At 63.9% G+C, this 12570-nt stretch carries 10 protein-coding genes, 1 tRNA gene and 1 pseudogene; 8 read left to right on the top strand and 4 right to left on the bottom strand.

Features of this window, described 5'->3' with window-relative positions; all coding sequences use genetic code 11:
* Window positions 1-3 precede the first annotated feature (3 nt).
* From fdxH to BIWAKO_RS36110, 7 genes and pseudogenes are all read left to right on the top strand, one after another.
* The gene (gene fdxH, locus BIWAKO_RS24730) at window positions 4-924 is read left to right on the top strand and encodes a formate dehydrogenase subunit beta (RefSeq protein ID WP_069880916.1); all 921 of its coding nucleotides are present in this window, start codon (window positions 4-6) and stop codon (window positions 922-924) included.
* Window positions 908-1603, top strand: coding sequence for a formate dehydrogenase subunit gamma (locus tag BIWAKO_RS24725; protein WP_069880915.1), 696 nt, complete (start codon window positions 908-910; stop codon window positions 1601-1603). Before fdxH ends, BIWAKO_RS24725 begins: the two co-directional genes overlap by 17 nt.
* A gap of 68 nt (window positions 1604-1671) precedes the next feature.
* Complete coding sequence (gene fdhE, locus BIWAKO_RS24720) at window positions 1672-2592, top strand: formate dehydrogenase accessory protein FdhE (protein ID WP_069880914.1); 921 nt, start codon at window positions 1672-1674, stop codon at window positions 2590-2592.
* Between the two features lie 25 nt (window positions 2593-2617).
* Window positions 2618-4024, top strand: coding sequence for an L-seryl-tRNA(Sec) selenium transferase (gene selA / locus BIWAKO_RS24715; protein WP_069880913.1), 1407 nt, complete (start codon window positions 2618-2620; stop codon window positions 4022-4024).
* Window positions 4011-4760 (top strand): tetratricopeptide repeat protein, encoded by a 750-nt coding sequence (locus tag BIWAKO_RS24710; protein ID WP_069880912.1) that lies wholly within the window; start codon window positions 4011-4013, stop codon window positions 4758-4760. Before selA ends, BIWAKO_RS24710 begins: the two co-directional genes overlap by 14 nt.
* A pseudogene (selB, locus tag BIWAKO_RS24705) lies at window positions 4757-6571 on the top strand (selenocysteine-specific translation elongation factor); the annotation flags it as partial. The gene BIWAKO_RS24710 and the pseudogene selB, both read left to right, overlap by 4 nt.
* Before the next feature lie 111 nt (window positions 6572-6682).
* Window positions 6683-6778: transfer RNA gene (locus tag BIWAKO_RS36110), tRNA-Sec, on the top strand.
* Between the two features lie 1089 nt (window positions 6779-7867).
* Here BIWAKO_RS36110 and BIWAKO_RS24695 read toward each other — a convergent pair.
* Window positions 7868-8131: a hypothetical protein gene (locus BIWAKO_RS24695; RefSeq protein WP_141740217.1), complete on the bottom strand. Its 264-nt coding sequence runs from the start codon at window positions 8129-8131 to the stop codon at window positions 7868-7870.
* 96 nt (window positions 8132-8227) lie between these two features.
* On the opposite strand from BIWAKO_RS24695, the gene BIWAKO_RS24690 reads away from it, so the two are divergent.
* Window positions 8228-8455: a transcriptional regulator gene (locus BIWAKO_RS24690; protein WP_244523539.1), complete on the top strand. Its 228-nt coding sequence runs from the start codon at window positions 8228-8230 to the stop codon at window positions 8453-8455.
* A gap of 852 nt (window positions 8456-9307) precedes the next feature.
* Here the strand turns inward: BIWAKO_RS24690 and BIWAKO_RS24685 are convergent.
* From BIWAKO_RS24685 to BIWAKO_RS24675, 3 genes are all read right to left on the bottom strand, one after another.
* Window positions 9308-9733, bottom strand: a complete 426-nt coding sequence (locus BIWAKO_RS24685) for a type II toxin-antitoxin system PemK/MazF family toxin (protein ID WP_069880907.1) — start codon at window positions 9731-9733, stop codon at window positions 9308-9310.
* A gap of 164 nt (window positions 9734-9897) precedes the next feature.
* Complete coding sequence (locus tag BIWAKO_RS24680; protein WP_084651777.1) at window positions 9898-12324, bottom strand: phage tail tape measure protein; 2427 nt, start codon at window positions 12322-12324, stop codon at window positions 9898-9900.
* A complete protein-coding gene (locus tag BIWAKO_RS24675) occupies window positions 12317-12562 on the bottom strand; it encodes a hypothetical protein (protein WP_069880905.1) in 246 nt (81 codons plus the stop codon). The genes BIWAKO_RS24680 and BIWAKO_RS24675 overlap by 8 nt, the downstream gene beginning before the upstream one ends.
* Window positions 12563-12570: the final 8 nt, after the last annotated feature.

Raw genomic sequence — 12570 nt, 5'->3', positions numbered from 1 at the left:
GCGATGGCAGGATTGCAGAGTCAGGACTTCGCCCGCATCTCGGCCACGACCTTCAGGCCGCCCGATGTTCGGCATGATTTCGAGGTCGCGAAGCTTATCGATGTCTCGAAATGCATCGGCTGCAAGGCATGCCAGGCGGCATGCCTTGAATGGAACAACCTGCGCGAGGAGGTCGGCTTCAACATCGGCGTCTATGACAACCCGCACGATCTGACGCCGAATACCTGGACGCTGATGCGTTTCACCGAATGGGAGAATGCGGAGAGCGGCAATCTGGAATGGCTGATCCGCAAGGATGGTTGCATGCATTGCGCCGATCCGGGCTGCCTCAAGGCCTGCCCCGCCCCCGGCGCCATCGTCCAGTACAATAACGGTATCGTCGACTTCGTCTCGGAGAACTGCATTGGCTGCGGCTATTGCGTGAAGGGTTGCCCCTTCAACATCCCGCGCATCAGCCAGACCGATCACAAGGCCTATAAGTGCACGCTATGTTCCGACCGGGTCTCGGTTGGCCAGGCCCCAGCCTGCGCCAAGGCCTGCCCGACCGGCGCGATCGTCTTCGGCACCAAGGCGGCGATGCTGAACTATGCCGAAGGCCGGATCACCGACCTGAAGTCGCGCGGCTTTAAGAATGCCGGCATCTACGATCCGCCGGGCGTCGGCGGCACGCATGTGATGTACGTGCTGCACCATGCCGACAGGCCGCAGCTCTATGCCAACCTTCCGCAGAACCCCAGGATCAGCCAAGTCGTCGAGCTCTGGAAGGGGCTGACCAAATATACCGGCATGGCTGTCGTGGGTTTCGCCGCCATGTTCGCCTTCGTCCATGCGACCGTCGCAAGACGCAACGAGGTCAGCCGTGCGGAGGATCGCGAGGCCGAGCATCTGATCGACGAGGAGGCAGCCCGTGGCCGTGAGGCGTGAGGAGGAGCGCACGACCGTCGACCGCTACCCCGGCCGCGTGCGCGTCAATCACTGGGTGACTGCGATCTCGCTGATCCTGCTTGCGCTCAGCGGGGCCGCTCTGTTTCACCCGTCGCTGTTCTTCCTGTCGAGCTTTTTCGGCGGGGGCTCGAATACACGGATGCTGCATCCGTGGATCGGCGTGGTGCTGCTGCTGAGCTTTGCCATTCTGTTCGTCCAGATGGTCCGCTACAATTTCTGGACCCGTGTCGATACGGAATGGATGCGCCATATCGGCGACGCGATGGCCGGTCGCGAGGAGAACCTCCCCGAAATCGGCAAGTATAACGGGGCACAAAAGCTCGTCTTCTGGCTGATGACGCTGATGATCCTCGTCATGTTCGGAACAGGTCTGATGATCTGGTACGAGTATTTCGGCACGAGCTTCACCATCGAACAGCAGCGCTTCGCCCATATCGTGCACGCGCTCGCGGCAATCGCGATGCTGCTGGTCGTCATCGTCCATATCTATGCGGGTTTCTACGTGCGCGGCACGATCAACGCGATGACGGAGGGCAAGGTGACGGGTGGCTGGGCTTTCCGGCATCATCGGCTCTGGCTCCGGCGCGAAGCTCGCAAGGGCGTCATCGACGAGCGGCAGGTGCCCCCACGCCGCCATGGCGTAGGTCCGGCGGAATAGGATTTCGCGGGGCAGCTTCGGCTGCTCCGCCTCGACGTGGCCCGTGCGGTTCGTGAGGTTGATGCTTGATGAGTGACAGCCAGGATTTTGCGACCTTTGAAGATGTCGGCATCGCCGAACGCGACAAGCCCCCCTTCGTCCGGCTTCCAGAACCACGTTTGATATTCGGGCTGCGCGCCATGCGCTTCGCAGCCCTGGCGCCAGGGCACCAGCTCCAGCCCTATCTGACCTTCCTTGCGGCGCTCTCAACCGCCCAGGAGCAGCTGGCGGGCGTGATCGCTCCGCCGTCGATGCCCTCCCTCGCCGAACAACGGAGCCGCGCGGCAAACGCGATGCCTCTGCTGCCGCGTACGGAACTGGCCTTGGACGAGGCGACGTCTGCATGTTTCGCCGGGCTTCTCGTTCTGCTCGAAGGCGTCATCATGCCGGAGCTTGCGCGCGCCGCGTTGAACCGGGCGAAGGAAGCGGACAGCGCCGCCCGCGGTACCATGTTCGCAGCCGTGCTCGACGACGCCGTGCCTGCAGAGACTGCCGCCGAACACATCTTCGCGGCTGCGGCCCTGCAAGTCGTTGCGGCCCAGCGCGCTGCACTGCTCGACGCCCCCCTGCCCCAGCCCGTCGCCGATGGCGTCTGCCCGTGCTGCGGCGGCCCGCCTGTCGCGAGCGCTGTCACGGCCACGGCGAATATCGAAGGTGTTCGCTATGTCCAGTGCTCGCTTTGCGCAACGCAGTGGAACCATGTCCGGGTAAAATGCGTCTCCTGCGGCTCGACCAAGGGCATCGCCTATCAGGCCATCGAAGGGATCGCTGACACGATCAAGGCGGAGACCTGCGACGAGTGCCGGACTTACCTGAAGATCCTGAACCAACGGAAGGATGCGGAGTTGGAGCCAGTGGCCGACGATGTCGCGAGCCTCGGCCTCGACCTTCTCGTCTCGGAAGCAGGATGGCGCCGTGCCGGCGTGAACCCTTTCCTGCTCGGCTACTGATCATGCGTCTCCCGGAGGGAGCCTGATGAACCGACCTGAACGCTTCCGACCGCCATCGGTGGATGAGGTGCTGCGCAGCCCGCATTGCGAGCTCGCCCTTGCGCGCCACGGCCGGCCCGCGACCACACAGGCTGTCCGTCAGGTGCTGGAGCGGATGCGGCAGGCCGAACCGCCCCACCCTGCCCCCGTCAAGGCGATCGCCGAGCGCGCGCTGGCTTGCCTGGAGGATCGGGAGCGGCCGTCGCAACGACCGGTCATCAACCTCACCGGCACGGTGCTGCACACCAATCTCGGCCGCGCCCTGCTGGCGGAGGAGGCGATCGACGCCGTCATCGCGGCGATGCGCTCGCCGACTAACCTCGAATACGACATCGAGGCCGGCAAGCGTGGCGAGCGCGACGCGCATATCCGGGACCTCGTCCGCGAACTGACGGGGGCCGAGGACGCGCTGCTCGTCAACAACAATGCCTCGGCCGTGCTGCTCGTGCTCAATACCTTCGCCCGGGAACGCGAGGCCATTGTCTCGCGCGGCGAGCTGATCGAGATCGGTGGCGCCTTCCGGATGCCCGACATCATGGCGCGTGCCGGCGCGATCCTGCGCGAAGTCGGCACGACGAACCGGACCCATCTGCGCGATTATGCCGAGGCAATCGGCTCCGCAACGGGGCTGATCATGAAGGTCCATACATCGAATTACATGGTGCAGGGCTTCACTGCAGCCGTCGAGCCCGCAGAACTCGCGGCGCTGGCCCATCAGCATGACCTCCCCTTCGTCGATGATCTCGGCTCCGGCACGCTGATCGACCTCGCGCGCTGGGGGCTGCGCCATGAGAAGACCGTGCAGGATGCGCTGAAGGGCGGCGCGGATCTCGTCACCTTCTCGGGCGACAAGCTGCTCGGTGGGCCGCAGGCCGGCTTCATCGCTGGCCGCAAGGAACTGGTGGCCCAGCTCGCGAAGAACCCGCTCAAGCGCGCCCTGCGCCTCGACAAGCTGCGCCTTGCCGCGCTCGAAGCAACGTTGAAGCTTTACCGCAACCCCGACCGGCTGGCCGCCAGGCTGCCGACGCTGCGCCTGTTCACGCGCCCTGTAGCCGCACTGCGCAGCCTGGCCGAGCGCGTGCAGCCGCACGTCGCCGACGTCCTGGGCTCCGGCTGGATCGTCGAAATCGCCGATTGCTCCAGCCAGATCGGCTCAGGCGCTCTGCCGCTTGAAACGCTGCCGAGTGCCGGCATCACGATGAAGCCATCCGGCAAGGCCTCCGGCGCCGCACTGGACAAACTTGCCGCCGCCTTTCGCGCCCTGCCCCTGCCCGTGATCGGGCGCATCGCTCAAGGCGCGCTGGTCTTCGACCTGCGCTGTCTGGAGGACGAGGGCGCATTCATAGGCCAATTGCGCTTGTTGAAGCCCGAGGCCGGTGATGTCCTTGCTTGACCGCCTCCTCCGTCGCGACCGGTCTCCGCCGGCCGACACCGCGGCAGCGATGACCGCCGCCTCCGCGGCGGTCGAGCGTAGAGATTACAGTGCGGCTCTGGCCATCTGGGGTCCGCTCGCTCATGCCGGCATGGCGCGCGCCCAGAACAATATCGGCGCCTGCTTCGCCGAGGGACTGGGCGTCGAGCCCGATCCGGCGCTCGCGCTGCGCTGGCTCTCGCTCTCGGCCGAAAGCGGCGATCCGGTCGGCCAGCGCAATCTCGCCGCTCTGCATTTCAAGGGCGATGGCGTCGCGCAAAGCGACGCCGAGGCGGCCCGGCTCTACCGGCTCGCGGCCGAGCAGGGTGATGCGCCGGCGCAGGACATGCTTTCCTGGATGCTGCTGGAGAGCGGCGGTGCGGCCGACCTGCCCGACGCCCTGCGCTGGGCGGAAGCCGCGGCCGGGGCCGGGATCGCTGCCAGCATGACCCGGCTCGGCATGATGCATCACGAGGCGCTCGGAGTAGATCGGAATCCGGTGCTGGCGGCGCAGTGGTGGCAGCGCGGCGCCGAAGCCGGCGACGCCGACGCTAAGGCCATGCTCGGCGCCGCGACACTGCTTGGCCAAGGCGTCGCGAAAGATGCTGCCCGCGCTCTCGGCCTTTTGCTGGACGCCGAGCGCGGCGGCAGCCTGCTCGCCGCGCCTTTCATCAAGGCAGCGCGCGCGGCCGTCGCGCCCGAAGAGGCCGCGCCATGATCATCGGCACGGCGGGCCATATCGATCATGGCAAGACCTCGCTGGTGAAACGCCTCACCGGCGTCGATACCGATCGTCTCAAAGAGGAGAAGGAGCGCGGCATCACCATCACGCTCGGCTTCGCCTTTTGGCCGCAGCGGGATGGCCGGATCGTCGGGTTCATCGATGTGCCTGGTCACGAGAAATTCGTACACACGATGCTGGCCGGCGCCTCCGGCATCGATCTGCTGCTGCTCGTCGTGGCGGCCGATGACGGGGTGATGCCGCAGACGCGCGAGCATGTCGACATCGCCCGCTTGCTCGGCATCGGCCAAGCCGTCGTCGCGATCACCAAATCCGACCTCGCCGAAACGGGGCGCCTCGCCGAGCTGCGCAGCGAGATCGGCATGCTGCTTGCCGATACGCCATTCCATGACGCACCGGTCCTGCCGGTCTCGACCGTGACCGGGTCGGGTATCGCCGAGCTTGCCGCGCTGTTGAGCGAGCGAGCCCAATCCTCGCATATGCGCCGTGGCGATGGCGCCTTCCGCCTGGCCGTAGATCGCTGTTTCACACTCTCCGGCGCCGGCACAGTCGTCACCGGTACGGTCCTCTCCGGAGCCGTTGCGGTCGGCGACAGCATCATTGTCTCCCCTTCGGGCATCCCGGCACGCGTGCGCTCGATCCACGCGCAGAACCTCCCCGCTGAGCGAGGTACGGCTGGCGATCGCTGTGCTCTCAACCTCGCCGGGTCGGAGATCTCAAAGGCCGCGATCCATCGTGGCGACATGATTGTCGTTCCGCATCTGCATGCTCCGGCCACGCGGATCGACGCCGAGCTCACCGTTGTCGCATCCGAAAAGAAGGCGCTGGCGATGTGGCAACCGGTGCGGCTGCACCATGCGGCGACCGAGGTGGGCGCCCGCATCGTCTTGCTTGGCGGCGAGATCGCGCCCGGCGCGACGGCGCTGGTACAGCTCGTGTTAGACAGCCCGATCGCGGCGGCCACGCTTGATCGCTTCGTGTTGCGCGACACCAGTGCGTCACGGACGATCGGCGGCGGCCGCTTCCTCGACTTGCGTGCGCCGGAGCGTCGGCGCCGAAGCCCGGAGAGGCAGGCCCAGCTGTTCGCCCTTGCCGAGACCGACGATGGGGAAGCTCTGGCAAGGCTGCTCGACGAGCCGCCCTATCATGCCGAGCTGGAGGCCTTCGCGCGTGACCGCGCCCTGGGGCCCGGGCAGTCCGAGGCACTCTCGGTCAGGCTCGGCCTCGTGCCGATCGGTGCTTCGGTCATGCTCCCGCAGAACTGGAAGAACCTCTCCGGCTCGGTGGTCGAGATACTGAAAGCCTATCACGCCGACCACCCCGACCAGCCGGGAATGGGGCTGGAAAGGCTGCGATTGGCCGTGACGCCGCGCTTGCCTGCTGCCATCTTCCGCGCGGCCCTCACCCGGCTGGCGCATGCTGGTGAACTCGCCGTCATCGGTTCCTGGATCAGGCGGCCCGAGCACGAGGTCAGGCTCACGCCGCAGGACGAGGCGCTCTGGGCACGCGTCGCGCCGTTGATCGGCCGCGGCGAGCGCTTCCGCCCGCCCCGCGTACGAGACGTCGCCCAGATGCTCAGTTGCCGCGAGGAGGATATCCGACGCCTGTTCCGCCTTGTCGGGCGTCGCGGCGACGTCCATGAGCTCGCGCTTGACCACTTCTTCCTGCGCGATACGGTCTCTGAAATGGTCGGCGTCGCGGCAGACCTCGCGGCGCGCGACCCGGCCGGGTTCAACGCCGCGCAGTTTCGCGACAGGCTTGATAACGGCCGTAAGGTCGCGATCCAGATCCTTGAATTCTTCGATCGCCATGGTGTCACCATCCGCCGCGGAGATCTCAGGCGCATCAACCGCCAGCGGCTCGACCTGTTCGGTCCGCTGGCGGGCGATGCGTCGAATGGAGGAGAAGCGTCCCCGGTGGGGCGTCCGGACTTCAAATCCGGGAGGGGCCGTCAGACGGTCTCTGGTGGGTTCGACTCCCATTCTCTTCCGCCATACTCTTTGAAATCATTGAGTTTTTTATGACTGTTTTGGGGTCATCATAACGCCGAGCCTAACCGCCAAGGCTGCCAATACGGCTCGCACGCTGCCCAAATTCCGACACGACGCCTTCGCACCTTGCGCGACCGTCACAGCGATGCGGCGGCGGACGCCGGGTCAGCATCAAAGCTGCCCCCAGCCCCCCAGCAGGCCCGGCGTCCATCTCCTTTGCTGGCGCTCTAAGGCCACGAAAGAGCGGCCGGTGGCCGAGCGCCAGGTCGTCGACCTAGCATCCGAGTCTCAGCTCGTAGCGGGTTGTCGGAGTTTCAAATATCGAGAGTTCATCCCCGCCAAGCATTCGAGGAATTGCATTCCGTAATCATCCCCGAAAGACTGACTGACGGAATTGTCAATTTCGCACAGAAACGCATGCCGAATGCTACAGTAACCGCCAATTTCTCTGAAGCATGCAATTGCAAGAGTTCTTGGATCAATGCTGCATTGCTCTATCGTATCGCAAATAGTCTGCATCGGCATTTGCGAAACTTCAATAATTGACTCCCGGTCACATAGCGCCGAGCGAAGGATCGCCTCTATCACGACCTCTTTCGTTTTCTGGGTCATTGCCTTCTTGCGCGTTGTCATAGCCATACCCTTTCGCCGCCAAATGGCGCGCTTTCAAATTGCCCAAATTGGACAAACGGTTCCGTTCGCCCCGAGGGGCGTGTTCGTTGCGATGAAAGGCCGCTTGGGAGCGGCGAAACCCACTTAAGGGCTGGGCTACCCCGAGGGGCGCGAGCGTTCCGAAGAACAATGCTATTTAGCCGAGTGTTTGACGTCGAATGTCAAGCGCTGCCCGTGAGCGGCCCGATCGTGACGCAGCTATATTCTCGTGTTGGGCCGGCGCATCTCCCGGACAATCGCGAAGATCGCCTCGCACTCGGCACGCTTGAATCCTGCGGCCGCCAGAGGCCTCGACCAACTTTCGGGCCACCACGTAAAGCCGTCCAACCTCGCGCCCGTCCAAGAGCGCACTGGGCTCGTGGGCGTCGAGTGCGGCAAGCAGAAGATCCGTTCGGATCGTGAGGGTGCGTGGCGCCTCGTTCATGCGGCACCCACGCGCTCGGCCTGGACCAACTCAGCGACCAGCCCGCCGACTCGGCTCAGATGGTGGTAAAGCGCTTCCACCTGTGCGGCGCTGAGCGTCAGGGGCTCGCCGCTGGCGAATAGATCTTCGATGCGCGGGCCGAGTAAGTCCCAGAGCATGGCGAGATCAAAAATGGGCTGCTCGACGGCAAGTGCGGTCTGCGTGTGATGGCGGGCGGCCTCGGCCAGGTTGTTAAGCATCTCGAGGGGATGGGCGGTCATGGCGTTGCTCCTTGTTGTCTGTGTCCTGTTTTCAGTGCTATGTAACGATAGCGATGCAAAATCGTGACGTCAACACGAAATCGGTACAGCGTCCTGATGAAAGCAGTTCAGAGCAAAATGGCGCGCGCGGCCCTCGAGTGGGGCGTTCGTGACCTGGCCGGAAAAGCGAAGGTGTCGATCGACACGGTAACTCGGCTGGAAGGCGGCAAAGAACTGAAGGAGCGGACGGTTGATGCTATCCGTCATACCTTCGAAGCCGCCGGCATCGAATTCATCAACGACGAGCGTGGCGAGGGCGTCGTGAAACTGAAACCAACGCCATGACTGAGCGGAACCACCGCCCCGTGTTCGTCAGCAGACAGACCGCTGCCGCTCTCATGGAAATTTCGACTGACACTTTCGACGCATGGGTTCGAGCGGGCTACGTGCCTCCGCCTGCCATCAACCGCGGGCAGATAGTGCGATGGCACTGGCCCACGATCGAGGCTCGACTGGCCAGCCCGGTCGCGCAGCGGGCGCATGACCCCAGTATTATCCCGCCGACTACGGACCCAGTCGAGCTAGCCCGACGGGCTCGTCATGTGGAACGTAGAGAAGCCAAACGGTTGGCCAGAAGCCAGACAGACCAGAGGGGAAGATATGAAGGGCCGGTTTCGTTCGTTCCGCCCCGGATTGAAAGCGACGAGCCCAACAACAGCTAGCCGAGACAGCCCATGCAGATTCCTTGGCGGACCATCGATTTTTGGGTCTGGGTGCTGATCTTCGCGCTGATCGTTGGGGCAGCGGCGGTCCTAGTTCAGGCGTAGGGCCACTGGCGCGAGGCTTGCGACCTTAACGGCGCGATGGTCGTCCATCCGGTTGACGCTCAACTCCCGCGCCGCCGCTTCGATCCCGCCGCTCGGCTTGCCCGGCCTCCGCTTAATATCCTCACATGTTGTGAGGATATTGCTATCGGCATCACGCACCTCAACCAACTCGATCCACCGGGCCAGATGCTCGTCGCGCTCGAGTAGCGGGGCACGTCCTTGATGTGAAAAAGCCCGGCGAAATCGCCGGGCTTTCACTGCGCCGCGCGCGAGGCTTGCCTTCGCCCCATATTTGCACGGCGGCCCTTGGTAGGGTCTTAGACGCGGATCTCCTCGCGGAGAGAGCCGCTGACGAAGGGAATGTGTGTTTTCAGAGGTGTTTTGTCAAGGACGCGAGCCCCATGCCGCGGAGTACGCACTTTCTCACCAACTTCAGTTGCTCGTCGGATAAGACGTCAAACCGATAGATGCGCTTCCCTGTGTGGTCTTTGCCCGTCTTGATCAAGTCGAGCCTGTGAAAACCCACAGCATAGACCATATCACCCTTCACCCAGACGCCGTCGCTTTCTAGCGGCCTCGGAAGCCGAGGACGTATGTCGATCTGGCAATGGTAGGGCATTACATGTTCCGGAGCAGTTGTGCTCAGACACACGACCGTACAGAGATGATGACGATGTTCGATCTTCGGGCTTAGAACCACAACGACCCGAGGCTTAACCATTTCGGGCTCTTTGAATGAGCCGTCAAAGTTGCACGTAAGAAGCGTGCCCTTTTCTACATGTTCGCGAATCGGCATTCGAAGCCCTTTCCGGCCACGATCTACCAACCCGCTTTTCGATACGTAAAGGTCCGGCCAGAGCAGCGCCGGGTTATTCGACTAATCCACAGCCCCACCTGCCCGTGCGCCGGTACATCCGCGGTCGCACGGGCGGGTCATGACGGCCCGAAGGCCGCCAATCTCTATTGGGTGTAGACATGGCCCATCGAAGTTCCGACGGACGCTTTGACGTTGCCAGACGATGTCGAGGACATGCCCGTTACCGTGCCGCCGTCGACCTTGACGCTGACATTGACGTTGGCCTGCCCTTCCAGCGTGGCCGTTACCGGGCCTTCGACTGTGGCCTTGACCGCCTGCGTCTCGGCGCGCAGCTTTTCGTGAAAGGCCCGGCGGCGCGAACGCACGTCGTCGTGCGCCTGGCCCGGGGCCGCGTTTTCCTTGGTTACGCCAGGCGCGGCAGGTTTGTAGTCGTTCACGATGATCGCGGCGCCGGCAGCAATAGCCGCGACGCTCGCAACGCCAGCCGCGGTAACGCCGGCGGCCACAGCGGGGACTGATTTTTTGACGGCTTCCGGAACTACGGAGCCGCCGGACAACTTTGCAGCAGCGGCCGTCAAGGCCGCAGCAGAAGCGTCTAGGGCCGCCGCTGAGCCCGAGAGGGCAGCGCCGCCGGTAAGGAGGCCAGACAGCTTAAGGGCTCCGACACCAGCGCCGTAGGCCGCTCCAGCCGCGGCCACAGCGGTAGCCGCTTGCTGGCCTTCGGTTGAAAGCTTCCCAAACGAATCGAGGACGGTCGAAAACCCGTCCAGGCCGAACTTGATCAAGCCTTTGTTGGCCTCACCAATAGACAGAACGAAGTTGTCTATTGCGCCCTTCGCCTGTTCGTAGGAGCCACCGACGCCGGCCATGATCGAGTCGGCTTTGTTTTTGGCGAAGTTCGGGTCGTCGCCGGTCCTGTTTAGCTCTTTCCGACTGGCGACGTATTCCTCGCGCTGGGCCGCGGTGATCGCGCCCTTGCCGCCGTGCTTGTTGGTCAGGAAGGCGTTTAGCTGAGCCAGCGTCATTTTGGAATTCATGACCGCGTCGAGAAGCCCTTCGGCGTCGACCGACTCCGCGGACATCTGATGAAATTTGCCGGCGGCCTTCGCGACATTGACGCGGTCGGCGGGCTTCATCGTCCCTTTCTTGGTCTTGGGCATCTGCCCTTCGATCGCCTCGGTAACGGCGGTCGTGAACTTGCCGCGGTCGCCGATTAGGCTCTTGTCCGCCAAGACCTTTTCGAGATTGGCTCGCGTCTCCGGCGTAAAGTTCAGGCCCATCCCGTTTCGGAACTGGCCCTGCAGCCCGTTGACGTCCAGCGCGCTCGGCATGCGAACGAACTTGTTGTGATCGATGCCGGCAGCGTTCAGCGCGGCGAGCCCGTCCTTGGTCGGGGCGACGAGCTTTGAGGCCGTCGACCGCATGAACGTGCCAGCCTCGTCGCCGCGGAGACCAGCACGCCGCGCCACGGCCGCAATCGACATCATGCTTTCGGGCGTGAGCCCGGCAGCCGTGCCGGACGCGGCAGCATATTTGATATACTGCTGCACGTCCTCGTCGGACATGCCGCCGAGTTTGGCCATTTTGACCAACTGGTTGGTCGCCTTGTTGGCCTCGAAAAGCGCCTTTTCCTTCGTGCTGATGTCCTTGCCGGTCGATTGCAAGTAACTGCGGATAGCCTCCGCCGCCTGCTCCATGTCGGCTTCCATGACGAGAGCGTAATTCTTGACGTTCTCGATGATGCCTTCGCCGACCTCGGCTTTGATGTCACCCGTAATATTAGACGGCAGGCCCTGCATTGCCTTGGTCTGCGCCTTGACGATGTCAAGGTTGCTAAACTGCGTGTCCTGGCCGATCCTCTTAGCCTGCGGCAACAGCCCCTTGCGCTGCGCGGCCTCACTGATGTCGGTGAATTCGCGCTGCTTGCGCGAGGCGATGTCGAACTCGGCGACGGACACGACAGACTTTTTGCCGACGCTCTTAGCACCCGCGCCTACCGCCAGGCCGCCCATCGCGAGCAGATTACCCGCGGCATCGCGGCGACCTTGAGAGCGCAGCAGCGCAGCCTGGCGCCGCTCGAGCGCGGCGGTCGTCTGCATCGTCGCGGCGCGGAGGCCCCTCTCCTGTGCCGCCAGTTTGGACAGCGAAACGCCGGTCTGCTCGAGCGCGCGCTTGTTGCCGATCAGGGCGGACTTTTGCGCTTCGAACGCCGTCGAGGCGGCGCGCACTTCGCGCTGTGCCTTGGCAAACTCACGCGACAGGGCCGCGGTCGGCGCCTTGGCACGAGCCATCTCTGCGGCCAGGCGCGATACATTGGCCTGCGCCTCACGGAATGTCGTACGCGCCGCTGCGAAAGAAGCCTGCGACCCGCGGAATGCATCGATCGCGCTGACCTTGGACAGCGACTTCGCGACAGCGTCAACCTGCTGCGCCATTCCCTTCATGCCCTTGGCCTTGCCAAGTGCAGCGGCGGCCTTGTCGACAGCCTTCATCTTGCCTGCGATATCGCTGAACGTTTTCCCCGTCTTGTCGACGGCCTCGATAATGGCCCGCGCCTTCATGTCAGCCATTGGAGCGATCTCCGAAAAATGCGGCGGTGACGGCTGCCGTGATCTCGATCGCCTCAACGTGCGGGATGAAATAGACGGGCCGGCGTTCGGTCTTGGGCGACCAAATAGTGAAGTGACCAGCCGCGTTTCGCTTCAGCTTCAGGTCGCGCATCCGCCGATCTGGGGTGACGACGTCGAACGTCGCGATGAAGCCGGGATTTGCCGGGTCGTTCCGCGGCCACATGTTTTCGATGCGCATTGCGCGCT

Origin of the sequence: Bosea sp. BIWAKO-01 (assembly GCF_001748145.1) — a bacterium.
Lineage (GTDB): Bacteria > Pseudomonadota > Alphaproteobacteria > Rhizobiales > Beijerinckiaceae > Allobosea.
Note: the sequence above shows the minus strand (reverse complement) of the source record. Positions and strands in the feature narration are given on the sequence as shown.